Source organism: Bradyrhizobium sp. HKCCYLRH3059 (assembly GCF_051168035.1).
GTDB lineage: Bacteria > Pseudomonadota > Alphaproteobacteria > Rhizobiales > Xanthobacteraceae > Bradyrhizobium.
Genome location: NZ_JBNPUF010000001.1, coordinates 11,893 through 34,857, shown reverse-complemented (window position 1 = coordinate 34,857; position 22,965 = coordinate 11,893). Strand labels below are relative to the sequence as shown.

15 protein-coding genes are annotated in these 22,965 nt (G+C 65.5%); 5 read left to right on the top strand and 10 right to left on the bottom strand.

What is annotated here, in order from left to right:
• Positions 1-125: 125 nt before the first annotated feature.
• Positions 126-2,120, bottom strand: a complete 1,995-nt coding sequence (locus tag ACQR13_RS00125) for a hypothetical protein (RefSeq protein ID WP_316225749.1) — start codon at positions 2,118-2,120, stop codon at positions 126-128.
• Between the two features lie 1,228 nt (positions 2,121-3,348).
• On the opposite strand from ACQR13_RS00125, the gene ACQR13_RS00120 reads away from it, so the two are divergent.
• The 4 genes from ACQR13_RS00120 to ACQR13_RS00105 all read left to right on the top strand — a co-directional run bounded on the left by ACQR13_RS00120 (position 3,349) and on the right by ACQR13_RS00105 (position 10,296).
• Positions 3,349-4,932: a Do family serine endopeptidase gene (locus ACQR13_RS00120; protein WP_434862483.1), complete on the top strand. Its 1,584-nt coding sequence runs from the start codon at positions 3,349-3,351 to the stop codon at positions 4,930-4,932.
• 285 nt (positions 4,933-5,217) lie between these two features.
• On the top strand, positions 5,218-5,898 hold the full coding sequence (locus ACQR13_RS00115) for a response regulator transcription factor (protein ID WP_315716199.1): 681 nt from the start codon (positions 5,218-5,220) through the stop codon (positions 5,896-5,898).
• Positions 5,882-7,342, top strand: a complete 1,461-nt coding sequence (locus ACQR13_RS00110; RefSeq protein ID WP_315753043.1) for a sensor histidine kinase — start codon at positions 5,882-5,884, stop codon at positions 7,340-7,342. The genes ACQR13_RS00115 and ACQR13_RS00110 overlap by 17 nt, the downstream gene beginning before the upstream one ends.
• Positions 7,339-10,296 carry a bifunctional [glutamine synthetase] adenylyltransferase/[glutamine synthetase]-adenylyl-L-tyrosine phosphorylase gene (locus ACQR13_RS00105; protein ID WP_434862482.1) on the top strand — a complete coding sequence of 986 codons (2,958 nt, stop codon included), beginning with the start codon at positions 7,339-7,341 and terminating at the stop codon, positions 10,294-10,296. Before ACQR13_RS00110 ends, ACQR13_RS00105 begins: the two co-directional genes overlap by 4 nt.
• Positions 10,297-10,329: 33 nt before the next feature.
• Here ACQR13_RS00105 and ACQR13_RS00100 read toward each other — a convergent pair whose 3' ends face one another.
• Genes ACQR13_RS00100 through ACQR13_RS00080 form a run of 5 tightly spaced genes read right to left on the bottom strand, consistent with a single transcriptional unit; the run spans position 10,330 to position 16,346 of the window.
• The gene (locus ACQR13_RS00100; RefSeq protein WP_315716156.1) at positions 10,330-10,572 is read right to left on the bottom strand and encodes a formate dehydrogenase subunit delta; all 243 of its coding nucleotides are present in this window, start codon (positions 10,570-10,572) and stop codon (positions 10,330-10,332) included.
• A complete protein-coding gene (gene fdhD, locus ACQR13_RS00095; RefSeq protein WP_316175941.1) occupies positions 10,562-11,398 on the bottom strand; it encodes a formate dehydrogenase accessory sulfurtransferase FdhD in 837 nt (278 codons plus the stop codon). The genes ACQR13_RS00100 and fdhD overlap by 11 nt, the downstream gene beginning before the upstream one ends.
• 13 nt (positions 11,399-11,411) lie before the next feature.
• Positions 11,412-14,291, bottom strand: a complete 2,880-nt coding sequence (fdhF, locus tag ACQR13_RS00090; RefSeq protein ID WP_434862481.1) for a formate dehydrogenase subunit alpha — start codon at positions 14,289-14,291, stop codon at positions 11,412-11,414.
• 25 nt (positions 14,292-14,316) lie between these two features.
• Positions 14,317-15,873, bottom strand: a complete 1,557-nt coding sequence (locus tag ACQR13_RS00085; RefSeq protein WP_434842033.1) for a formate dehydrogenase beta subunit — start codon at positions 15,871-15,873, stop codon at positions 14,317-14,319.
• Positions 15,870-16,346, bottom strand: a complete 477-nt coding sequence (locus ACQR13_RS00080; protein ID WP_316171189.1) for a formate dehydrogenase subunit gamma — start codon at positions 16,344-16,346, stop codon at positions 15,870-15,872. The genes ACQR13_RS00085 and ACQR13_RS00080 overlap by 4 nt, the downstream gene beginning before the upstream one ends.
• A gap of 261 nt (positions 16,347-16,607) precedes the next feature.
• Between ACQR13_RS00080 and ACQR13_RS00075 the strand changes: the two genes are divergently transcribed.
• Positions 16,608-17,501, top strand: coding sequence for a LysR family transcriptional regulator (locus ACQR13_RS00075; RefSeq protein ID WP_315716160.1), 894 nt, complete (start codon positions 16,608-16,610; stop codon positions 17,499-17,501).
• 166 nt (positions 17,502-17,667) lie between these two features.
• Here the strand turns inward: ACQR13_RS00075 and ACQR13_RS00070 are convergent, their stop codons facing one another.
• The 4 genes from ACQR13_RS00070 to ACQR13_RS00055 form a co-directional block, all read right to left on the bottom strand.
• Positions 17,668-18,009, bottom strand: coding sequence for an antibiotic biosynthesis monooxygenase (locus ACQR13_RS00070; protein ID WP_434862480.1), 342 nt, complete (start codon positions 18,007-18,009; stop codon positions 17,668-17,670).
• Between the two features lie 114 nt (positions 18,010-18,123).
• Positions 18,124-18,636 (bottom strand): isoprenylcysteine carboxyl methyltransferase family protein, encoded by a 513-nt coding sequence (locus tag ACQR13_RS00065; protein ID WP_315828280.1) that lies wholly within the window; start codon positions 18,634-18,636, stop codon positions 18,124-18,126.
• 311 nt (positions 18,637-18,947) lie between these two features.
• Positions 18,948-21,272, bottom strand: coding sequence for an ATP-binding protein (locus tag ACQR13_RS00060; RefSeq protein WP_434862479.1), 2,325 nt, complete (start codon positions 21,270-21,272; stop codon positions 18,948-18,950).
• A gap of 207 nt (positions 21,273-21,479) precedes the next feature.
• Positions 21,480-22,868, bottom strand: coding sequence for a cation diffusion facilitator family transporter (locus ACQR13_RS00055; RefSeq protein WP_434862478.1), 1,389 nt, complete (start codon positions 22,866-22,868; stop codon positions 21,480-21,482).
• Positions 22,869-22,965 lie beyond the last annotated feature (97 nt).

The following is a 22,965-nucleotide window of genomic DNA, read 5'->3' as shown; positions in this document are numbered from 1 at the left end:
CGTAGCACAATCCGCCATCGTCCACCGAAACCACCGCACGACGCGGTATACGAATTCCGCCTATCAGCCCCGTATACCGCGGTCACTGAGGCAAGTTGGCTTGCGAGAACGATGTGAGCAGGTAACTAGGCCTGCTCAGAAGGGTCTTTGCCGAAACTTTTAGCCGGTTTGATCTTCTTCAATCGTTGATAGCTCGGCTTGTCTGAATCGGGATCAATCATGATGAAAACCTCGGTCCCATCGTCGCCGAAGAACATATATGCAGCGGACGTATTGAGTCCCAAATCCGAGGCTGCGCCATCGCGTCCTGACGTGATTTCTCCGAAAACCGCTCGCCCCCGCGCTTTCCCGGAATAGACGATCTTGTGTCTTACGTTGGTTTCAGTTTTGGATGGTCCGCCGATTGCACCAAAAATACCCATCCCAAAGGGGTTCGCTCGCTCGAAAAAGCCTTCAAAGTTGATGGTGCCGTCGGTAAGTGAGCCTGTAAGCACACATTCAGGTCCCTGCCAGCTTCCGCCCACTGATGCCATCTCAGTGAGCACCGTCGCGGCGCCCAATTTCTGTAGGAAGACTACTCGCTTTTTCGCTCCTTCAATCAGGTGAGTTTGTCTTTTTTCTTCCTGCTCGGGTACGGACTGCAAAGCGCTGAACATCTGACCTACGTTTTTGTGTGGATTTTCGAGGGCTATGGCGCGCTTGTGTTCCAAAAGTGCCAGGTCAATGAAGCCGGCTCGCATGAGCTTGTAACCAAGATTGCTCATTGCGAGAGTTTCTCCGCGATCCGCCGCTAATTTGTACGCTTCAACAGACTTTGCGGGCAATCCGAGTTGATCGAGAGTGGCGCCTATATTGTTCCATGCTCCGGGCGTCCTTTCGTCAGCAGGTATCATCTCGTAGTGATAGATTGATAAGTCATTTTTTTCCTGCTCCCCATACTTATAGGCTATGTCAAACCTCAATTTACTATTGTCCGGGTCAAGTTCGAGTAGGCGCTCAAGAACTACAAGTTCCGTAGCTTTATCTTCCTCACGTTTGGCAAGGTTTGCCAGAGCCTGCAGCACTTGAACCTCAATCTCAGGGTTTTCGGCCGCTAGTGAACGAAGGGCGTTCAACATTTCGTACGATTTTTTTGGTTGTCCACCTAACGCGAATTGCTCGATCGCAAGACGCAAGCTCCTAGCTTTGTGCTTTACATCCTTCGCAAGGGCATGTGCGCGGACTAGGGTTTCGGCGCTCAGATTGTGTTGGTCGTAGACGGCGTACGCTTGTGCCAAATAGCCTAGCGTAGCGCTAGTTGGGCACCCTTCTGCAATCTCTTTGAGGCGCTGAAGTTTGCCTCCCTTTCCTGTGCTGAATCGAACATATTCGACAAATGCATCCCAAGCGGACGCCTTTTCGCGAAGGCTTCCGTCCGCTGTACCCTTATACGAACCTGTCAGGTCAGATAGGTAGGCGTCATTTCCATTCAAAATTGCTTTGAAAGCAGCTCTCTCGTATGTCTCCTTTGTCCAGCTGGCATCGGGCTTCGCGGGAACCATACCGCTGCGCTCGACGGGCACGGCATCGGGTGGTGCTGGCTCCACAGACTTCGTGTCAGCCATTGTAGCAGGCAGGTTGCTCGCGATTGGGGGCGAGATTGCGCTTAGCATTTCCAGTATCTTGCCGTACGACCTTTCGGGTGCAGTCCGATTAAAGGGAATGTACTCGATATCGCCTTGCAATCCTCCTGGGTCGCGAACGCCCTCTTCGATAAGGAGGATCACGTTCAAGCGCCTCCCAATTGCCAGCCCAATCTCCTGGATGATCCAATCTGACGTCTTCCAGATCAAATCTGTCTTATTGATTTTCCACGAGGCCCGTTGGCCGATTAGTGGGCGCAGCTGATTCGCCGGTGCAATCTGCTCTTTGCGTGTACAAATTCCGATGAACGTGTTCTTGTCCTGGATGAGCCTCAGTACCTTGTCAGTGAGTATTCGTGGTTCAGCATTCTCAGCACTCTCCCAGCTGAATTGCGGGTGTGAGCGAGCCACAGAATCGAAGTAATCGGTGAATTTTCGGATGACGTCTGCGTCACCTTCGGTGAAGCTATGACCGACGAACGCTTTAATTTCTCTCATATCGGACCTGCTAGCGAAATGTGTCTGGTTGCGGGCAAAGTAGATTTTTGAAAATGTTATATACCTATTTCGGGTAGCTTGGCGTCCTAGGAACAGCTTTCGCGTGCTTGATACCCGATTTTCTGCCGCTGGTGCAGAGCGGTGTAGTAGGGGATCGCTCCAGACCAAAAGTAGCGCGATAAAGGACGAGGACCGGTCGTATGCGTACCCGACCGGGCAGGACGAGCCTAACCGCTGCCCGTCGCCCAAATCACCCGCGACTTCTGGAAATTCGTCAAGTAATTCCGAAAAACATAAATAGTTTGCCTCTCGCCCCAAATCACCCTTATCCTCCGCCCGTTCCGTTCCGCCGAGGGGGCGTATCGCGATCGTCACGGACGTCGGGATGGAATGCGATGGATGCGGTCGGCCGCAGCGGGGCATTGGCCTCGCCGACGAACGGCGGACTGCGGACAGGAAATCGTGTCGTCCTGGCCTCCCGGTGCCGAGGCCAAGCCGGTGGTGATGATCCGCCGGCGACGGGGTCAATGAGCCGGTCCCCGGGGAGAGCACGTATAAATGTTAAAACCATCGCACAGGGAGGGCCGGGCGTGTTCGGCCAGACCTGTGGTACCTGCCGCCTGCATTTTTTTACGCAGGCGGGCCACGGGCGCGGCCAGCGCCCGGCCTTCCCTGTGCCCTCGATGCGAGGGTGCGAGTTTGAAGGGCATGACTCGGGCGCGGGATGCGTCGCGAGGATGTGGAGGCTCGACTCGCGGTTAGTTTTCTCCACATGCTGTTTGATAGTGGGGATCATGATAGTTGCTCCGGGCGTCATTGCGAGCGCACCGGACGGGTAGGGCGGATGAGCGAAAGCGTCATCCGCCGGGGGCTGGCTCCGGTGCGGGCGGATGTGCGGCGGCTGGATCGGGGGCTGTTGGAAAGGCGGCGGGTTACGCCTGCGGCCAACCCGCCCTACGGGGGTTACGACTTTGGTCGGGCCTGCCAAAATGATGGCCGCTACGGGGCGGCCGGGACGTGGGCAAGCCCCTGGTCTCGCAAGGCTTTTCCGCCTCGCTCCACCATCTGCGCCATTCCGCCGCAGTGTTCGTGTCCATCCATTACAGAAGTTTAACGCCGCAGCCAGCACGCCGTAAGGCGGCAGCCCCCATCTTCACTGGCGAACGGGGCGCACAGCCCGGGACCCAAGTTTTAGACCTTGACCAAAATCGCTTGCGGAGAAAACCGTATGACTGACCGTCCGACCGACCTGTCCTCCCTTCCGTCCTATCGCCAACCCCGGCGCGGGCTGTTCTCGGCGCGCAAGTTCGCGCTGATGGCCTCCGTGGTCGCGGGCCTCGGCGTCGCCGCCTATGGCCTGTCGCCGCAGGGGGCGCCGGTCGATCTGTTCTCGACCTCGGCGCACGCGCAGGTCGCCAACGAGGTCAGCAAGGTCGCGCGCCCGGTCGGCTTCGCCGACATCGTGGAGCGGGTGAAGCCGTCGGTGATTTCGGTCAAGGTCAACATCGCCGAGAAGGTCGCCAAGGACGACAGCGACGACGATACGCCGTTCCAGCCGGGCTCGCCGATGGAGCGCTTCTTCCGCCGCTTCGGTGGTGAGAACGGCATTCCCGGCATGCCGGGCCGCGGCGGCCGCGGTGGCGGTCGCGCCGTGACCGGGCAGGGCTCCGGCTTCTTCATCTCCGCCGACGGCTATGCCGTGACGAACAACCACGTGGTCGACGGCGCCAACAAGGTCGAGGTGACGACCGACGACGGCAAGACCTACAGCGCCAAGGTGATCGGCACCGACCCGCGCACGGATCTGGCGCTGATCAAGGTCGAGGGCAGCACGAACTTCCCGTTCGCCAAGCTCGCCGACGGCAAGCCGCGCATCGGCGACTGGGTGCTGGCGGTCGGCAACCCGTTCGGCCTCGGCGGCACGGTGACGGCCGGCATCGTCTCGGCGGTCGGCCGCGACATCGGCAACGGCCCGTATGACGATTTCATCCAGATCGACGCGCCCGTGAACAAGGGCAACTCCGGCGGTCCGGCGTTCGATGTCGACGGCAATGTCGTCGGCGTCAACACCGCGATCTACTCGCCCTCCGGCGGCAGCGTCGGCATCGCGTTCTCGATCCCCGCCTCGACGGTGAAGAGCGTGGTGGCGCAGCTCAAGGACAACGGCTCGGTCAGCCGCGGCTGGATCGGCGTGCAGATCCAGCCGGTGACGCAGGACATCGCCGACAGCCTCGGCATGAAGAAGGCCGAGGGCGCGCTGGTCGCCGAGCCCCAGGCCAACGGTCCGGCGGCGAAGGCGGGCATCCAGTCCGGCGACGTCATCACCGCGGTCAACGGCGAGCCGGTGAAGGACGCGCGTGAGCTCGCCCGCACCATCGGCGGCATCGCGCCGGGCGCCTCGGTCAAGCTCAACGTCCTGCACAAGGGCGAGGACAAGACCATCAACCTGACGCTCGGCAAGCTGCCGAACACGATCGAGGCCAAGGCCGACACCGGCGGCGACAATTCGAGCCCGACCCGCGGCGCCGACGTGCCGAAGCTCGGCATGACCGTGGCGCCCGCGTCGAGCGTCGCCGGCGCCGGCAAGGACGGCGTCGTCGTCACCGAGGTCGATCCGAAGAGCGCGGCCGCCGATCGCGGCTTCAAGGAAGGCGACGTCATCCTGGAGGTCGCGGGCAAGTCGGTGACCTCGGCCGGTGACGTGCGCGAAGCGATCAACGCCGCCAAGGCCGACAACAAGAACAGCGTGCTGATGCGTGTGAAGAGCGGCGGGCAGTCGCGCTTCGTCGCGGTGCCGCTGGCCAAGGGCTGAGCGAGGGCCAAGGCCCTCACGAGAAGGCCCTTACGAGATGGGAGACCGCCGGCATGTGCCCCCGCGCCGGTGGCTCTTCCTGGGGGCGGGCTTAAAGTTCCGCTCCCGCAAACCTTCCGTTGGACAACGCCCCCCTCCGTCGGAAGGAACTCGGGCGGTGAGGTCCCCCAGCCTCACCGCCCACTTTGCTGCCGATCAACCTCGGGCCCATGCCGCCTTGCACGGAAACGGCGGCCGGTCCATGTAGATGGACATCGAACCGTGATCGCCGCCCCCGTTTCCGCAATGCGCCTCCTGATCATCGAAGACGACCGCGAGTCCGCCGACTATCTGGTCAAGGCGTTCCGCGAGGTCGGACATGTCGCAGACCTCGCCAGCGACGGCGAGGAGGGGCTCGCCATGGCCGACAGCGGGGATTACGACGTGCTGGTGGTCGACCGCATGCTGCCCAAGCGCGACGGCCTGTCGCTGATCGGCGCGCTGCGCGACAAGGGCAACCGGACGCCGGTGCTCATTCTGTCGGCGCTCGGCCAGGTCGATGACCGCATCAAGGGCCTGCGCGCCGGCGGCGACGATTATCTGCCGAAGCCCTATGCCTTCGCCGAGCTGCTCGCCCGCGTCGAGGTGCTGTCGCGCCGCCACGGCGGCCCGGCCGAGGAGACCACCTACAAGGTCGGCGATCTCGAGCTCGATCGCCTGTCGCACCGGGTCGCGCGTGGCAAGGATGAGCTGACCCTGCAGCCGCGCGAGTTCCGCCTGCTCGAATATCTCATGAAGCATGCCGGCCAGGTGGTGACGCGCACGATGCTGCTGGAGAACGTCTGGGATTATCATTTCGATCCGCAGACCAACGTGATCGACGTCCACATCTCGCGGCTGCGCTCCAAGATCGACAAGGGGTTCGACCGCCCGCTGCTCCACACCATCCGCGGCGCGGGGTACATGATCCGTGACGGCCTTCGGTAAGCTGATCCGCACCACGGCGTTCCGGCTGACGCTGGTCTATCTGCTGTTGTTTGCGCTGTTCGCGGCCTCGCTGCTCGGCTATTTCGCCTGGAACACCCGCCGGCTCATCACCGAGCAGATCTCGACCACGGTCACCTCCGAGATCAGCGAGATGACCGACATCTTCGCCCGCTGGGGCCTGCGCGGAATCGTCGGCGCGATCGAGAGCCGCGCGCTGCGGCCGGGCGCCAATCTCTATCTCATCACCACGCCGACTGGGCAGGCGATCGCCGGCAATGTCGGCTCGCTGGCGCCGGGCGTGATGGGCTCGTCCGGCTGGTCGGAGACGTTCTACCGGCGGCTCGACGACAGCACCGAGCACAGCCATCGCGCGCTGGTCTATGTCACGCAGCTCTCCAGCGGTTTTCGGCTTTTGATCGGCCGCGATCTCGAGGAGCGCCGCCGCCTGTTCGGCATCGTCGCCAAGGCGGCGCAGTGGTCGGTGCTGGTGGTGGTGGTGCTCGGCATCGGCGGCGGCATCTTTGTCGCGCGGCGCGTGCTGCACCGGATCGATGCCATGACCGGCACCACGCGGCGGATCATGGATGGCGATCTCTCCGGCCGTCTGCCGGTCGGGCGCAGCGGCGACGAGCTCGATCGCCTGGCGGAAAATCTCAACGCGATGCTGGAGCGCATCGAGGCGCTGATGACCGGCCTCAAGGAGGTCTCCGACAACATCGCGCACGATCTCAAGACGCCGCTGACGCGGTTGCGCAACCGCGCCGAGGAGGCGCTGGCGAAGTCGCGCTCCGAGGACGAATATCGCGCCGCGCTGGAGCGCACGATCGAGGAATCCGACGGCCTGATCCGCACCTTCAACGCGCTCTTGATGATCGCGCGGGCGGAGTCCGGGCAGGCGCGCGGCGACATGGTCGAGTTCGATGCGGCCGAGGTCGCCGGCGGCATCCACGAATTGTACGAGCCGCTGGCCGAGGACAATGAGATGACCTTGCGGGTCAAGGCCGCGGCGGCGCCGGTGCATGGCAATCGCGAGCTGATCAGCCAGGCGCTCGCCAATCTCGTCGAGAACGCGATCAAATACGGCAAGCCGGCGGCGCTGCCGCTCGATGCCGCCGCCGCCGCTGATAGCCGCGAGATCCTGATCGAGGCGCGGCGCGAGGGCGGACAGGTGCTGCTCAGCGTGACCGATCATGGCGAGGGCATTCCCGAGGCCGAGCGCAAGCGCGCCGTCGAGCGTTTCGTGCGGCTGGAGGCGAGCCGCACCTTGCCGGGTTCCGGCCTCGGTCTCAGCTTGGCGTCCGCCGTCGCGACCCTGCATGGCGGCGAGCTCCGGCTCGGCGATGCCAGGCCGGGGCTGGTCGCGACGCTGGTGCTGCCGGCTGGTGCCGGCGTGCCCGCGAAGCTTGCGGCGCCGGCGCAGGATGTGCCACAGAAGGCCGCATGACCTCATCCGCGCCGGGAAACGCGGACGGGCAGATGCTGGCCGAACGTTTCGTTGCCGGCCCACATGTCCGTGCGCCCGACAAAGCCGAACAGCGCCTCAACGAATGGCTCGCCGAGCTCGAGCCGTCCTTGGCCGCCTCGCTCCACCAGCTGCTCGCCGGCGGCTGGCCGCGAACCATCCTGCTCGGGATTGCCGAGTGCTCGCCCTATCTGTTCGATCTCGTCCGCGCCGACGGCCATCGCCTGGACCGTCTCTTGCGCTGCGAGCCGCAGGCGCACCTTTCCGAGTTGATCGCCCGCACCGGCCGCGAGGTGTTTGCTGCTTCCAGCGAAGCCGAGGTGATGAGCCTGCTGCGGCGGCTGAAATCCGAGGCGGCGCTCTTGATCGCGCTGTGCGACATCGGCGGCGTGTGGCCGGTGATGCAGGTGACGGCGGGGCTGACCGACGTCGCGGTGTCCTCGGTGCAGATGGCGCTGCGGTATCTGCTGCGCCTGGAGACGGTGCGCGGCCGGCTCGCGCCCGTCGATGCCGACGATCCGGAGCAGGGCAGCGGCCTGTTCGTGCTCGCGATGGGCAAGATGGGGGCGGGCGAGCTCAACTATTCGAGCGACATCGACCTGATCGTGTTTTTCGATCCCGAGATCAACTCGCTGGCGCGCGACATCGAGCCGCAGCCGTTCTTCGTCCGCGTGACGCAAGCGATGGCGCGGCTGCTGCAGAGCCGCACCGCGGACGGCTATGTGTTCCGCGTCGATCTCCGGCTGCGGCCGGATCCGGCCTCGACGCAGGTGGCGATGTCGACCGAGGCGGCGCTGCATTACTACGAGCGCGAGGGCCGCACCTGGGAACGCGCCGCGATGATCAAGGCGCGGGTCTGTGCCGGCGACGTCGTCGCGGGCGAGGCGATGCTGGCGGAGCTGTCGCCGTTCGTATGGCGCAAGCATCTCGACTTCCAGGCGCTGACCGACGTCCACGACATGAAGCGGCAGATGCAGGTCTATCGCGGCCACAGCGAGATCGCGGTCGAAGGCCACAACGTCAAGGTCGGGCGCGGCGGCATCCGCGAGATCGAGTTCTTTGCCCAGACTCAGCAGTTGATCGCCGGCGGCCGTCATCCCGAGCTGCGCGTCCGTCCGACGTTGCAGGCGCTCGACGTGCTCACCGCCAGCAAGTGGATCACGGAGCAGGCGCGCGACGAGCTCACCACGGCCTATGAGTTCCTGCGCCGGGTCGAGCACCGGCTGCAGATGATGGCGGACGAGCAGATCCACAGCCTGCCCGACGATGTCGAGGGCGTGAGCCGCTTCGCAAGCTTCTTCGGCTACGACAGCCGCGAGCGGTTCGCGACCGATCTGCTGTTCCATCTGGACGTCGTGCAGGGACATTACGCCAGGCTGTTCGAGGGCGATCCCACCGGCACCGTCAGCCTGCCGGCGGTGAACTACGGCGCCGGTCCCGACGAGCCGCGCCTGATGGAGCATCTTGCCGGATTGGGCTTCCGCGATCCGGTGATGGTCGCCAAGACCCTGCAGCAATGGCTGGCGGGCGAGTACCGTGTGTTCCGCACGGATGCGACGCGCACCGCGTTCACCGATTTCCTGCCCGCGCTGATCGATGGCCTCGCGCATGCCGACGAGCCGGATCGCGCCGTCGTGGCCTTCGACCGCTTCCTGCAGGCGCTGCAACTCGGCGGCCGCCTGATCACCCTGCTCGGGCAGAACCGCGATCTCGTGGCGCTCGTCGCGCTCGTGCTCGGGGCGGCGCCCCGGCTCGGCGACATGCTGGCGCGGCAGCCGCGGCTGATGGACGGCCTGATCGATCCGCGCTTCTTCGGCGCGATCCCCGACCGACGCGAATTGTCAGAGCGGCTGGCATCGACGCTGCAGGATGCCGGGACCTATGAGGAGTTTCTCGATCGTCTCAGGCTGTTCGGCCAGGAGAGCCTGTTCCTGATCGGCACGCGCATCCTCTCCGGCACGGTGTCGGCGCAGCAGGCCGGCACCGCCTTCGCCGACGTCGCCGAGGGCATCGTGCACACCGTGCATGATCTCGTGACGGAGCGCTTCGCCGCCCAGCACGGCCGCATCAAGGGCCAGGAGACCGCGATCGTCGCGATGGGGCGGCTCGGCGCGCGCGAAATGACGGCTTCGTCCGATCTCGACCTGATCCTGCTCTACGACTTCGACGGCGATGCGCCGGATTCCGACGGCGAGCGCTCGCTGCAGGGCGCGCACTACTTCGCGCGCTTCACCCAGCGGCTGATCTCGGCCTTCACCTCGCGCACCAATTACGGCGTGCTCTACGATATCGACATGCGGCTGCGGCCGTCGGGCCGCGCCGGCCCGCTGGCCTCGCACATCGACTCCTTTGCGCATTACCAGGAGCAGGAGGCGTGGACCTGGGAGCACATGGCGCTGACGCGGGCGCGGGTGATCTCGGCGTCGCCGGCGTTTCGGGCCCGGATCGAAGAGATCATCCAGGCCGCGCTGCAGCGTCCGCGCGACAGGAGCGCGATCGCGCGCGACGTCGCCGACATGCGCCGCGCGATCGCGGCCGAGAAGGGCGAGGCCGATCTGTGGGACCTCAAGCACGCCGCCGGCGGCATGGTCGACATCGACTTCGTCGCGCAATATCTGCAGCTCGTCCATGCCGCGACGACGCCGGAGATTCTCGATGTCAGCACGCTTGCGGTGCTCGACAATGCCGAGCGGCTCGGCGTGCTGCCGCGCGCTGAAGCCGTGATCCTGCGTCAGGCCGCGCGGCTGTATCACGATCTGACGCAGATCGTCCGGCTGTGCGTCAGCGACAAGTTCAAGCCGGATCAGGCCGGCGAGGACCTGCTGCGGGTGATGGCCCGGGCGGGCGACGCGCCGGATTTCTCGGCGCTCGAGGCGCGGCTGCGCGAAACGCAGACCGAGGTGCGGCGCGTGTTCACCGCACTCGTGGAGGGATGACCCGACCAGCCGCGCGGTAGGACGGCCGGCCGCCTATGCCTTTTCCTTGGCGACCGCGGCATCTTTCAGCCGGCCGATCGCTTCCTTCACCGCCGGGTCGAGGCCGGCGCCGCCGGCGTCGTGGTGCGCATAGATCGTCTTGAGCATGCGCGGATCCCAGAACTTCTTGATGTGCTCGGCGACGCCGGCGACCTCCTTCTCCTGTCCCTGGCTCTGGAAGAACTTGCCGATCTGGTTGGCCATGTAGACGAGGCGCTCGGAGGGGTTATGCGACATGGGTGTTGTCCGTCTGTGTTGATCGCGCGCCGGTCTCGGCGCTCGCGACGATCCGTTCGGGATGGGTGAAGATTTCGAAGCCGTCGTTGCGGGCCACCGCAATCAGCGTGATGCCGGCGGCCTCGGCCATGCGAATGGCGAGCGCGGTCGGGGCGGAGACCGCGACCATGATGGGTGCGCCCATGGCAGCAGCCTTCTGCACCAGTTCGACCGAGACGCGGCTCGTCAGGATCACGATGCCCTCGCTCGCCGCACAGCGCGTTTGCGCGAGGTGGCCAGCGAGCTTGTCGAGCGCGTTGTGGCGGCCGACATCCTCGCGCAAGCCGACGATGCCGCGCGCGGGAGTCCAGAACGCCGCGGCATGCACCGCGCGGGTCTCGTGATTGAGCTTCTGCAGCGGCTCGATGGCCTCAAGCGCCGCCATGACGTCGCGCGGAGCGAAACGCCGGCCGTCCGGGACATGCGCCGCCGGCCGCACCGCTTCGCTGATCGAATCGATGCCGCACAGGCCGCAGCCGGTGGGACCGGCGATGTTGCGGCGGCGCTCGGCGAGACGCTCGGCGAGGGCGTCGGGCAGCCACATCCTGAGCTCGATGCCGTCATCCAGCTCGACGACGTCAAGCGAGATGATGTCGTCGCGGCTCGTGACGAGACCTTCGTTCAGGCTGAAGCCGATGGCGAAGTCGCGGAGGTCCTGCGGCGTCGCCATCATGACGGCCTGGGTGCCGCCATTGTAGGTCAGTGCGACCGCGGTCTCCTCCGGCACGCGGCGGTGGCCCTCGGTGAGGGCTCCGTCGCGCCAGACCAGACGATCCGCGATGCGCACTGCATCGGTCATGCTACTCCGCCGCCTCCACGACCGGGGCGATGCGGCGCGAGTTGCGGGCCTGCTCGTCATAGGCTTTCTGCCAGTCCGACGGTCCGTTGGACTGCGACACCTGCACCGCCGTGACCTTGTACTCCGGACAGTTGGTGGCCCAGTCCGAATAGTCCGTGGTGATGACGTTGGCCTGGGTCAGCGGATGGTGGAAGGTGGTGTAGACCACGCCGGGGGCGACGCGCTCGGAGATCCGCGCGTGCAGCGTGGTCTCGCCGGCGCGGCTGGTCAGCCGCACCCAGTCGCCGTCGCGGATGCCGCGCTGCTCGGCATCGTGCGGATGGATCTCCAACACGTCCTCGCCATGCCACACCACATTCTCGGTGCGCCGCGTCTGGGCGCCGACATTGTACTGCGACAGGATGCGCCCCGTGGTGAGCAGGAGCGGGAAGCGCGGGCCGGTGCGTTCGTCGGTCGCGACATACTCCGTGACCACGAACTTGCCCTTGCCGCGGACGAAGCCGTCGACATGCATGATCGGCGAACCCTCGGGATTCTTCTCGTTGCAGGGCCACTGCACCGATCCCATCTCCTCGAGCTTCTGATAGGAGACGCCGGCGAAGGTCGGCGTCAGCGCCGCGATCTCGTCCATGATCTCGGACGGGTGGTTGTACTTCATCTCGAAGCCCATCGCCTTGGCGAGACCGATCGTCACCTCCCAGTCGGCCATGCCGTTGAGCGGGGTCATCACCTTGCGCACCCGCTGGATGCGGCGCTCGGCGTTGGTGAAGGTGCCGTCCTTCTCGAGGAAGGTCGAGCCCGGCAGGAACACGTGGGCGTAGTTGGCGGTCTCGTTCAGGAACAGGTCCTGCACGATGACGCATTCCATCGACGACAGCGCCTGCACCACATGCGTGGTGTTGGGATCCGACTGCAGGATGTCCTCGCCCTGCACGTAGAGGCCCATGAAGGTGCCTTCGATCGCGGAGTCGAACATGTTCGGGATGCGCAGGCCCGGCTCAGGGTTGAGCTTGACGTTCCACATCGCCTCGAACTGGTCGCGCACCGCGTCGCCCGAGATGTGGCGGTAGCCCGGCAGTTCGTGCGGGAACGAGCCCATGTCGCACGAGCCCTGCACGTTGTTCTGGCCGCGCAGCGGGTTTACGCCGACGCCGCGGCGGCCGATATTGCCGGTCGCCATCGCGAGGTTGGCGATCGCGATCACCGTGGTCGAGCCCTGGCTGTGCTCGGTCACGCCGAGGCCGTAGTAGATCGCGCCGTTGCCGCCGGTGGCGTAGAGCCGGGCGGCGCCGCGGATCGCTTCCGCATCGACGCCGGAGATCTTGGCAATCGCTTCGGGGCTGTTCTTCTCCAGCGAAACGAACTCGGCCCAGTCCTGGAACTCGCTCCAATCGCAGCGCTCGCGCACGAAGGTCTCGTTGACGAGGCCTTCGGTGACGATCACATGGGCCAGCGCAGTCAGGATCGCGACGTTGGTGCCGGGCAGCAGCGGCAGGTGATAGTCGGCCTTGATATGCGCCGACTTCACCAGGTCGATCTTGCGCGGATCGACCACGATCAGCTTGGCGCCCTGGCGCAGCCGCTTCTTCATGCGCGAGCCGAACACCGGATGCGCATCGGTCGGGTTGGCGCCGATCACCATGATGACGTCGGAATCCTCGACCGAGTCGAAGTCCTGCGTACCGGCGGAGGTGCCGAAGGTGGTGGCAAGGCCGTAGCCGGTCGGCGAGTGGCAGACGCGGGCGCAGGTGTCGACATTGTTGTTGCCGAAGCCGGCGCGGATCAGCTTCTGCACCAGATAGGTCTCTTCGTTGGTGCAGCGCGACGAGGTGATGCCGCCGATCGCGTCGCGGCCGTATTTGGCCTGGATGCCGCGCAGCTTGTCGGCGGCGAACTTGAAGGCCTCGTCATAGGAGACCTCGCGCCAGGGCTGGTCGATGGTCTCGCGGATCATCGGCTTGAGGATGCGTTCCTTGTGGGTCGCATAGCCATAGGCGAAGCGGCCCTTGACGCAGGAATGGCCGCGATTGGCCTTGCCATCCTTGTACGGCACCATGCGCACGACTTCCTCGCCGCGCATCTCCGCCTTGAAGGCGCAGCCGACGCCGCAATAGGCGCAGGTGGTGACCGCCGAATGCTCCGGCTGGCCGATCTCGATCACGCTCTTCTCGGTAAGCGTCGCAGTCGGGCAGGCCTGCACGCAAGCGCCGCACGACACGCATTCCGAACCGAGGAAGCTCTCGCTCATGCCCGGCGACACCCGGCTGTCGAAGCCGCGGCCGGAGATGGTCAGCGCGAACGTGCCTTGCACTTCCTCGCAGGCGCGGACGCAGCGCGAGCAGACGATGCACTTGGAGGGATCGTAGGTGAAATAGGGGTTCGACTCGTCCTTCGGCAGCCAGGCCGGATTGGCCTCGCCGCAGGCGTCGGCGAACACGTGGTTCTCACCCTGGTTGCCGTAGCGCACGTCGCGCAGGCCAACCGCGCCGGCCATGTCCTGCAGCTCGCAATCGCCATTGGCAGCGCAGGTCAGACAGTCGAGCGGATGGTCGGAGATGTAGAGCTCCATCACGCCCTTGCGCAGCTTCTTCAGCCGCTCGGTCTGGGTGTGGACGACGAGGCCCGCGGCCACCGGCGTGGTGCAGGAGGCCGGGGTGCCGGCGCGGCCTTCGACCTCGACGAGGCAGAGGCGACACGAGCCGAACGCGTCGACCATGTCGGTCGCGCACAGCTTCGGGATCTGCGTTCCGGCCTCCATGGCCGCGCGCATGATCGAGGTGCCCTCGGGAACGGTGATGCTCTGGCCGTCGATGGTGAGCGTGACCATCTTTTCGGACTTGGAGAGCGGTGTGCCGTAATCGGTTTCGTGGATGAGCGACATGGTCGGTGTCCTTGTTCCCGATATCTTATTCCGCAGCCTGCAAGCGCGGCTGCTGGGGGCCGAAATCTTCGCGGAAGTGCTTCAGCGCCGAGAGCACAGGGTAGGGCGTGAAGCCGCCGAGTGCACAGAGCGATCCGAGCTTCATGGTGCCGCAGAGGTCTTCGACCAGGGCGATGTTTTCGGCGACGCGCTCGCCGCGGCGGATCTTGTCGATGGTCTCGGCGCCGCGCGTCGAGCCGATACGGCACGGCGTGCACTTGCCGCAGGATTCGATGGCGCAGAACTCCATCGCGAAGCGGGCCTGCTTCGACATGTCGACGCTGTCGTCGAACACGACGATGCCGCCATGGCCGATCAGGCCGTCCTTGGCGGCGAACGCCTCGTAGTCGAACGGCGTGTCGAACAGGGCGCGGGGGAAGTAGGCGCCGAGCGGGCCTCCGACCTGCACGGCACGGACCGGGCGGCCGGTGAAGGTGCCGCCGCCGATGTCGTCGACCAACTCGCCCAGCGTGATGCCGAACGCGGTCTCGAACAGGCCGCCGAACTTGACGTTGCCGGCGATCTGGATCGGCATCGTGCCGCGCGAGCGTCCCATGCCGAAATCGGCATAGGCCTTGGCGCCCTCATCGAGGATGAAGGGGATGGCGGCGAACGACAGCAGGTTGTTCACGACGGTCGGCTTGCCGAACAGGCCATGATGGGCGGGCAGCGGCGGCTTGGCGCGGACGATGCCGCGCTTGCCCTCCAGGCTCTCCATCAGCGCGGTCTCTTCGCCGCAGACATAGGCGCCGGCGCCGGTGCGCACCTCCAACTCGAACGTGGCGTTGGAGCCCGCAATCTTGTCGCCGAGCAGGCCGGCCTTCCTGGCGATCTCGATCGCCTTGGTCATGGTCGCGATCGCGTGCGGATATTCCGAGCGCGTGTAGATGTAGCCCTTGGTGGCGCCCACCGCGATGCCGCAGATGGTCATGCCTTCGATCAGCACGAAGGGATCGCCTTCCATCAGCATGCGGTCGGCGAAGGTGCCGCTGTCGCCCTCGTCGGCGTTGCAGATGACGTATTTGCGGTCGGCCGCGGTCTGCGCCACCGTCTTCCATTTGATGCCGGTCGGGAAGCCTGCGCCGCCGCGGCCGCGCAGGCCCGAGGTCGTGACCTCGGCGATCACAGCATCGGGCGTCAGCGTCAGGGCGCGGGTCAGGCCCTTGTAGCCGCCATGGGCGCGGTAGTCGTCGAGCGACAGCGGATCGATGATGCCGCAGCGGGCGAAGGTGAGGCGGGTCTGCCGCTTCAGCCACGGGATCTCCTCGGTCAGGCCGAGCGAGAGCTTGTGCGGCTTGTCGGCGACGATCGCATCGAGCAGGGACGGCACGTCGTCTGCCGTCACCGGTCCGAAGCCGAAGCGGCCCTGCGCCGTCTCCAGCTCGACCAGCGGCTCGAGCCAGTACAACCCACGCGAGCCGTTGCGTACGACTTCAATATCGACCTTCCGCTCCAGCGCCGCCTTGTGCAGCGCGTGGGCAACCTCATCGGCGCCGACGGCGAGGGCGCCGGCATCACACGGGACAAAAAGACGCACGCTCATCGCTGGGCCTCCGAGACGAGAGCATCGATCCGGGCTTCGTCGAGCCGGCCCACCAGGCGGCCATCGAGCATGGCCGACGGCGCGGTTGCGCACAGGCCGAGACAGTAGATCGGCTCGAGCGTGACGCGCTCATCGGCCGTGGTGTTGCCGATGGAGATGCCGAGCTTCGCTTCGGCGCGCGCCGCGAGCGCATCGCCGCCGGCGGCCTGGCAGGCCTCGGCGCGGCACAGCTTCAGCACGTGACGACCGGCCTTCTTGGCCCGGAAATCATGGTAGAACGTGAACACGCCGTAAACCTCGGCGCGCGAGAGGTTCAGAGCGGATGCGATCATCGGAATGGCATCCTCCGGCACATGGCCGAACGTCTCCTGCAACGCATGGAGGATGGGCAAGGTTGCTCCCTCCATCCCGCTATGTTGGGCGATGATTTCGGCGCCGCGCGCCGCCTCCCACGTCTCGTACACCGGCGTCATCCTGATCCCGATTCTGCGTTGCAAGCGTTTCGCACATCCAAATTGGAATTGCTCAAGATATCAATAAAGCAGTCCCGTGCTGCGATAGCGAAACGCAATCGAGAGATAGCTAGAAGTTGACGAAAAACGGGCGCTCGCGCGACCGGCTTGCGGCCGCGTTTTACCGTGTCCGGGCCCTCCGCGCCGTGATAGGTTTCTCCGTGGCCCGCACCGCCGAAAACGTGCGGAACTGGGCCCTTCAACCGCTGGAAGGCCGACCTCTTGATTGACAAGCTCGAACTGCTGCTGGCGCTGGCCAAGGAGCGTCATTTCGGCCGCGCGGCCGAGGCCTGCGGCGTGACCCAGCCGACGATGTCGACCAGCATCAAGCAGCTCGAGGAGATCCTCGGCGTCATGCTGGTGCAGCGCGGTTCCAGGTTCCAGGGCTTTACGCCGGAGGGTGAGCGCACGCTCGACTGGGCGCGCCGCATCGTCGGCGACTTCCGCGCGATGCGCCAGGAGATCAACGGGCTCAAGGACAAGCTATCGGGCGAGATCCGGATCGCGGCGGTGCCGACGGTGCTCGGCATGGTGGCGTCGCTGACGACGCCGTTCCGCGCCAAGCATCCGGAGGTCCGGTTCCGCATCATGTCGTGCACGTCGGCCGACGTGCTGGGGCTGCTGGAGAACCTGGAGGTCGACGCCGGGCTGACCTACATCGAGAACGAGCCGATCGGCCGTGTCAGAACCATCCCGCTCTACAACGAGAGCTACCGGCTGCTGACCGCGCCCGACGCGATGTTCGGCGATCGCGATCAGGTGACCTGGCAGGAGGTCGGGCAGGTGCCGCTGTGCCTCCTGACCCCGGACATGCAGAACCGCCGCATCATCGACCGCGCTCTGAAGGCCGCCGGCAACGAGGTGACGCCGACGCTGACGTCGAACTCGCTGCTGGTGCTGTACACCCATGTCAAGACCGGCCGCTGGGCCAGCGTGATGCCGGCCAAGCTCGCCGAAACGCTCGGCCTCGCCGACAAGGTGCGCTCGATCCCGATCGTCGATCCCGTCATCAACTACCAGATCGGCCTGGTCATCCCGCAGCGTGACCCGATGACCCCGCTGATCGCGGCGCTGGTCCAGATCGCCCGCGAGGTCGCGCCCAGCCTGCAGGCGTGAGGCGCGCGTCCGCGGAGTTGCCGCTGGCGCAGCGCTGCGCTCGCCAGGATGGCGCACACTGTCTCCTCTCGTCATTGCGAGCGCAGAGTAGCCATCCAGGTTGCTGCGGTGGCGACGGCCGGCGTCGTCGCCGACCTCGCCGGCGTCATCGGCAGACTTCGGGCTCTCATGCGGTCGCTGAACTCTGACCTTGCGCGTGGCGCGTGGCCTTCAACTCATAATGCGCGGCATGGCCGTCATAGCGGCTGAGCAGCTTCCGCGCCGCGGCCGGGACCACCGCCGCGTCATGCGCCGGACCCGCGAAGCGAACCACCGCCGTCGGATCGGCGAAGGTCATGATCGTCACGAATTCGACCTCGTCTTCGAGCGGCCTGCGCAGCAGCTCGATGCTCAGAAATCCCTCGATCTTCCGATCGATGATCCCTGGAAAGATCGTTGACCGCAGCAGGTCCTCATAGGCATCGGCATCCGCCGCCCTGGTCCAGCCGTGCCAGATCCGCTTCAGCATCGCGATGCTCCCTTGGGTACGATGATGGTCACCGAACCCTTGCACGGGCGTCGAGCGTCGGACTTGGTGAAAGTTGCGGTCCGCGCGGCGAACTCGCGGAGCGGCTAGCTCCGCTCAGTATGCAGCAAATTGCTCCCGCATGATCTTCTCCTCCTGCCGGATCCGCAAGGTCAGTGGCACGGCATAGATGATCAGGCCGGCCACGAGCGTGAGATAGGCGTGCAGGGTCAGCGCGTAGCCGATCAGCTCGGGCAGGATGTTGAGGAAGTAGTTCGGGTGGCGCACGATCCGGAACAGCGGATGGGTCACCAGCGCGTGGTCGCGCGCGAGCATCAGCTTGACGGTCCAGAGGCGGCCGAGCAATTGCGACACCACAAGCAGCATCACCGCGCCGAACAGATAGATTACGAACCCGATGATGCTGACGGCGTCGAGCGGCGCATCCCGGACGAGGCCCTCGGCCGTCGCGGCGAGATAGAAAGCGACATGTGCGATGGCCAACCAGCGCGACACGGATGCGCCGTATTCGGTTGCGCCGTCGGCGCGCAGCCGTTTTTCGTTGCGGATCGAGACGCCCAGCATGGCAAAGCGATAGGCGAAGGCGGCAACGATGAAGGCAATGATCACGCGCAGTACTCCAGATCTTGGAGCAACTGCCTTAGTTGCTGACCTGCAGGTGCGTCAATACCACGTTCCGCCAATGTTGCTGACTAGGCACGAAGCGACGTCATGATGCCGTCATCCGCCTGCGTCCTGCGTCGGCGTTGCATGTCCGAAGGGCAAGCCGATCGCATGGGCATCATCCGCCACGCGAGAGCGCTGTCATGCCTGTGGGGCCTGATCCTGAAGTGCAATCTCTTTGAGATGTGAATCCGATTTGATGATGTTGCCGTAGGGTGGGGCAAAGTGCCCACGCTACGGCAGTACGGCCGCCGCGCTCACGCCGCCACCGAGATGCTCGCCGTGGCCTTGTACGCGTCGCGGGGCAGGGTCACGCGGACGACGGTGCCGTGCTCCAGCCGCGAGCGCAGCCGCATCGAGCCGCCGTGCAACTGGGCCAGCGAGCGGGCGATGGCGAGGCCGAGGCCGGAGCCGTGATAGGTCTTGGTCATCTGGCTCTCGACCTGCTCGAACGGGCGGCCGAGGCGCGCCAGCGACTGCGCAGGGATGCCGATGCCGGTGTCGGCGATGATGAGCACGACCTTGTCCTCGAACACGCGACTCCGCATCGTGACACGGCCGCCTTCGGGGGTGAACTTCACCGCGTTCGACAGCAGGTTGACCATGATCTGCTTGGTGGCGCGACGGTCGGCGACGACCGGGATGCTGCCTCCGATGTCGGCGTCGAGCACGAGGCTCTTGTCCAGGGCGCGACCGGAGACGACGCGCAGCGATTCCGCCAGCGTCTTGGCGAGGTCGAGCGGCTCCATGTCGAGCTTCATGCGGCCGGCCTCGATCTTCGACATGTCGAGGATGTCGTTGATCACCTCGAGCAGATATTGACCCGAGGTCAGGATGTCGTGGCAGTACTCCTGGTACTTCTCCGAGCCGAGCGAGCCGAACATGCCGCTGCCCATGATCTCGGAGAAGCCGATGATGGCGTTGAGCGGCGTGCGCAGCTCGTGGCTCATATTGGCGAGGAATTTCGACTTGGTCTGGTTGGCTTCCTCGGCGCGGGTCTTTTCCTGCGAGTACTTCTCGGCGAGGTCGGCGAGCTCGATCGCCTGGCGCTCCAGCGCGCTCTGCGACCGCTGCAGGTCGATCACGGTGGCACGCAGGCGCAGGTCGTTGTCGATGAGCTTCTGCTCGTGCTCCTTGATGCGGGTGATGTCGGTGCCGACCGAGACGTAGCCGCCGTCCTTGGTGCGGCGCTCGCTGATGTGCAGCCAGCTGCCGTCGTCGAGCTGGGCCTCGAAGGTGCGCCCGCCCGGCGCCTGCTGGCTGTGGTCGTGCAGCCGGGTGCGGATCTCCGGCATCTTGCCGACCTCGATGACGGTCTCATAGGAGGTGCCGGGGATCACGGCGGAGTCCGGCAGCTTGTGCAGCTTCTGGAAATGCGAGTTGCACAGCACCAGCCGGTTGTTGGCGTCCCACAGCACGAAGGCTTCCGAGATCGTCTCGATCGCGTCGCGCAGGCGCAGGTCGGCCTCGACGGTCTTCTCGACCAGGCTCTTCTGCTCGGTGACGTCGACCGCGATGCCGATCAGGTGCAGGCCGGAATCGGAGGTGCCCTGGCTGAGCTCGCAGCGCACCCGCAGCCAGATCCAGTGGCCCTCGGTGTGGCGCATCCGGAAGCTCTGGTCGATCTGGTGGATGTCGCCGGCGACGAGCTGGTCGGCGATCTCGAACAGGTCGATGTCATCGGAGTTCACCAGCGCGTTGACCTCGCCGAAGGTGAGGAGGTCGGTGCGGTTCTCCAGGCCGAGCATCGCGAACATCGAGTTCGACCAGAAGATGCGCCCGCGCGACAGGTCCCAGTCCCACAGCCCGCAGCGGCCGCGATTGAGCGCGGTGTCGATGCGGCCGCGCACGGCGTCGTTGATCAGGTCGCCCTCGCGGGCGCGGGTCGACTGCCAGTGGAAGGCGAAGCCCAGGATCAGCACGACGAAGCCCGTCGTCGCCGACAGGGTCACCGAGAGCGCGGCGTCCGAGCCCCAGATCGGCTCGAGCTTCTCCTGGATCACGACGACGCGGCCGGGCAGCGCCTTGATCAACTGCGACACCGCGAAGGCCGGACGGCCGTTCGGCAAGGTGATCTCGGTGACCGCGCCCTGCAGGCCGGGCGTGGCCAAGAGCTGCGCGGTCGAGATCAAATCGAGGATGCGGTCGTTCTCGCCGAGCGCGGCGTCGACCGGAACCCGGGCCAGGATGCGGTGGTCGGCGCCGGTGACGATCACGTGGCGTCCGGCCGCCGCTCCCCAGGCGGGGATCAGGTCGGGCAGCAGGCTCTGCAGATGCTCGATGTGGGCGATGCGGTCCGGGCGCGTCGCCAGATGACCGATGCGGTCGGCGAGCAGGTCGGAGATCGCGGCCAGGTCGCGCTTGGTCGCGCCGCGCTTCTGACGGCTCTGGTCGAGCACCTGGACGAAGGCGCCGAGACAGATCGTGACGAGAAAGGCGATGATCAAAGTAGGGACAGCACGACGCAATACCGGCTCAGCAGTCAGCAGCCTTTGATAGGCCGGTTTCGCGATCGATTGCGCCAACCCCTTGATGGAATCAGAAGATTGGACGCACGCGTTCGCGGCATGCGCACGCGCCATGCTGTAGACCCCCGAAACTTCTTGGATACCCGAATTTCGAAAGAGCCCCAGCCGCTTCCGAATCAAGTTGATTTGAATCCAGATTTCTCGGGCTGTCGAGAGTCAACGATTTGGCAAAAGCTAATAAATCTTATCCAATGCGGAATTGCCATGGCGAAAAGCCGGCAGAGTGAGTCCGAAGCGGGAACGCAGCATGACGTTCAGGCTTCAGCCGTGCGGCGGCTCGGCGTGACTGATGACGCGCTTGACGCTCGGGAAGGCGCGACGCACCCCGCGCTCGATGTGGTCGACGTTGTCGTGCACCTTCAGCACGCTCATCGACGGCGCCGCGCGGCAGTGGAAGTTGACGATCTCGCCGGCCTCGGTGTTGCGGACGCGGACATTGTGCACGTCGTACATGTCGGTCTCGGCGGCGAGACGCTGCAGGGCGGCGGCGATCTCGGCGATCCGCTGCGCAGGCGCGTCGACGCCGAACGGCAGCTCGGGCTCGAGCGGCTCGATATGGGTGTCGACCTCGACGTCGGCGCCGAATTCGTCGCGGATGCTGCGTTCCAGCTCGTGCGCGATCGCATGCGCCGCGAACAGGCTCATGTCGCCGTCCACCTCGAGGTCGATCGCGACGATCAGGCGGCCGCCGACGTCGTGGACGGTGACGTGATGGATCGCGAGGCCGGAATTGCGCGCGATCACCATGATGCGCTCGCGCACGCTCTCATTGCTGAGCGCGACCGGCACCGTCGTGAAGGTGACGTCGGCGCCGGACAGGCTGGCATCGACCGCTGCCTGCGCATCGCGCTTGATCTCGTGCACGCGGTCGATCGGGTAGGTGCGCGGCACCTGCACCGTGGCGTCGACAAAATGCGTTGCGCCGACGAGCCGGACCCGCAGCCGCTCGACATCGACGACGCCGTTGATCGAACGGATCGCGGCGCGCGCCTTTTCGGCCGCGCCCTCTGGTGCACGGTCGAGCAGTGTTTCTACGGTGGAGCGCGCCAGCCGCAGGCCGAGCACCGAGATCATCAGGGCGACCGCGACCGCGGCGGCGGAATCCCCCCACCAGAACCCGAACGCGGTGAGGACCAGGCCTGCGATGACGGCGATCGAGCCGAGCACGTCGGAGGCGAAATGCAGCGCGTCGGCGGCGAGCGCCTGGCTGTGGGTCTCGTGCGCGGCGCGGTGCAGCGCGCGGGCGCGCCAGAAGTTGACGGCGATGTCGACCAGCAGCACCACGAACGGAATCGCCGACAGCGACGGCGGCGGCGCCGCCTCGCGCAGCCGGCTGACAGATTCCACCAGCACGCCGCCGGCCAGCACGTAGAGCAGGGCGATGACGCCGAGCGCCGACAGGCTCTCCAGCTTGCCATGGCCGTAATGATGCTCGTCGTCGGCCGGCCGGTCCGATACCCGAACCACCATCCAGGTGATCACGGTGGCGACGACGTCGACGGCGCTGTGCAGGGCCTCGGAGACGAGCGCGAGGCTGCCGATCAGGACGCCGACGATGAACTTCGCCGCGGCCATGCTGGCGCTCGCCGCGATCGAGATCGCGGCGACACGGGTTTTCCCGGAATCGACATGGGAGGCGGCGTCTCTCATGGCGGCGGATGTAGCAGCCGAGGCCGCACCATGAAAGCCGGGATCGCGCGGTCCATGTGCGTGGACCGCGCGCTGTTTCGAGTGCTTCTAAATCTCA

Excerpts from the sequence above, each read along its gene's own strand:
- ACQR13_RS00115 (WP_315716199.1), top strand. The coding sequence starts at position 5,218 with ATGCGCCTCCTGATCATCGAAGACGACCGCGAGTCCGCCGACTATCTG.
- ACQR13_RS00125 (WP_316225749.1), bottom strand. The coding sequence starts at position 2,120 with ATGAGAGAAATTAAAGCGTTCGTCGGTCATAGCTTCACCGAAGGTGAC.
- fdhF (WP_434862481.1), bottom strand. The coding sequence starts at position 14,291 with ATGTCGCTCATCCACGAAACCGATTACGGCACACCGCTCTCCAAGTCC.
- ACQR13_RS00060 (WP_434862479.1), bottom strand. The coding sequence starts at position 21,272 with ATGGCGCGTGCGCATGCCGCGAACGCGTGCGTCCAATCTTCTGATTCC.
- ACQR13_RS00120 (WP_434862483.1), top strand. The coding sequence starts at position 3,349 with ATGACTGACCGTCCGACCGACCTGTCCTCCCTTCCGTCCTATCGCCAA.
- ACQR13_RS00080 (WP_316171189.1), bottom strand. The coding sequence starts at position 16,346 with ATGACGCCGGTGTACGAGACGTGGGAGGCGGCGCGCGGCGCCGAAATC.
- ACQR13_RS00070 (WP_434862480.1), bottom strand. The coding sequence starts at position 18,009 with ATGCTGAAGCGGATCTGGCACGGCTGGACCAGGGCGGCGGATGCCGAT.
- ACQR13_RS00085 (WP_434842033.1), bottom strand. The coding sequence starts at position 15,873 with ATGAGCGTGCGTCTTTTTGTCCCGTGTGATGCCGGCGCCCTCGCCGTC.
- ACQR13_RS00105 (WP_434862482.1), top strand. The coding sequence starts at position 7,339 with ATGACCTCATCCGCGCCGGGAAACGCGGACGGGCAGATGCTGGCCGAA.
- ACQR13_RS00100 (WP_315716156.1), bottom strand. The coding sequence starts at position 10,572 with ATGTCGCATAACCCCTCCGAGCGCCTCGTCTACATGGCCAACCAGATC.
- ACQR13_RS00055 (WP_434862478.1), bottom strand. The coding sequence starts at position 22,868 with ATGAGAGACGCCGCCTCCCATGTCGATTCCGGGAAAACCCGTGTCGCC.